General features: G+C 68.0%; 1 protein-coding gene. It reads left to right on the top strand.

The genetic code is table 11. From position 1 onward, the window contains the following. Window positions 1-87: 87 nt before the first annotated feature. The coding region (locus ACLZN2_RS50770) for an amino acid adenylation domain-containing protein (protein ID WP_416987057.1) at window positions 88-1,469 on the top strand (1,382 nt) is incomplete at its 3' end.

Raw genomic sequence — 1,469 nt, forward strand, 5'->3', positions numbered from 1 at the left:
GTGCCGGGGGTGTCGGTGCCGGAGTTGTTCGGGGCGCAGGTGGTGAGGGCTCCGGGTGCGGTGGCGGTGGTGTGTGGTGATGAGCGGGTGACGTATGGGGAGTTGGATGAGCGGGCGTCGCGGTTGGCTGGGGTGTTGGTGGGGCGTGGGGTAGGGCCCGAGTCTGTGGTGGCGGTGGTGTTGGAGCGGTCGGTGGATCTGGTGGTGGCGTTGTTGGCGGTGTTGAAGGCGGGGGGTGCGTATCTGCTGGTTGATCCGTCGTATCCGGTGGAGCGGATCGGGTTCATGCTGGCGGACGCGGCTCCGGTGTGTGTGGTGACGTCGGGCGATGTGGTGGGTGTGCTGCCGCAGGGTGGGACGGTGCCGGTGGTGTGTGTGGATGATCCGGGTGTGGTGGATGGGGTGGTGTTGCCGGGGCGGGTGCGTCCTGATGCGGCGGCGTATGTGTTGTATACGTCGGGGTCGACGGGGGTGCCGAAGGGTGTGGTGGTGTCTCATGGGGGGTTTGCGGGTTTGGTGGCGGGTCATCGGGAGTTGTTGGGGGTGGGTCCGGGGTGTCGGGTGGCGCAGTTCGCGTCGCCGGGTTTTGACACGTTCGGGTGGGAGTGGTCGATGGGGTTGTTGACGGGGGCGGCGTTGGTGGTGGTGCCGGAGGAGGAGCGGTTGGGGCGGGGGTTGGGGGCGTTTTTGGGTCGTGAGGGGGTGACGCATGTGACGTTGCCGCCGGCGGTGTTGGGGGTGCTGGATGAGGGGAGTGTGGGTTCGGATGTGGTGGTGATTGCTGCGGGTGAGGAGTGTCCGCGTGAGGTGATGGAGCGGTGGTCGGCGGGTCGGGTGATGTTCAATTCGTATGGTCCGACGGAGACGACGGTTGATGTGTCGTTGTGGCGGTGTGATCCGTCTGCTGGTCGGGTGGCGGTGGGTGGTCCGGTGTTCGGTACGCGGGTGTTCGTGCTGGATGGGTGGTTGCGGCCGGTGCCGCCGGGTGTGGTGGGGGAGTTGTATGTGGCGGGGGTGGGGTTGGCGCGGGGGTATCACGGCCGGCCGGCTCTGACTGCTGAACGTTTTGTGGCGTGTCCGTTCGGTGATCCGGGTGAGCGGATGTACCGGACGGGGGATCTGGTGCGGTGGACTGCTGGTGGGGAGTTGGTGTTCGCGGGTCGGGCGGATGATCAGGTGAAGGTGCGTGGGCGTCGGATCGAGCCGGGTGAGATCGAGGCGGTGGTGGTTGCGCATCCCGGTGTCGCTCAGGCGGTGGTGGTCGCGCGTGAGGATGTGCGGGGTGACAAGCGGCTGGTGGCGTATGTGGTGCCGGCCGGGGAGGACGGCGCCGATGATCTGCCCGTGGTGCTGCGGGCGTTGGCGGCTGAGCGGTTGCCGGAGTACATGGTGCCGGCGGCGGTGGTCGTCCTGGACGAACTGCCGCTGACCGTGAACCGCAAGGTGGACCGGGCCGCCCTCCCGGCCCC

It is taken from the genome of Streptomyces sp. T028 (assembly GCF_048159505.1).
In the GTDB taxonomy this organism is placed as follows: Bacteria; Actinomycetota; Actinomycetes; order Streptomycetales; family Streptomycetaceae; genus Streptomyces.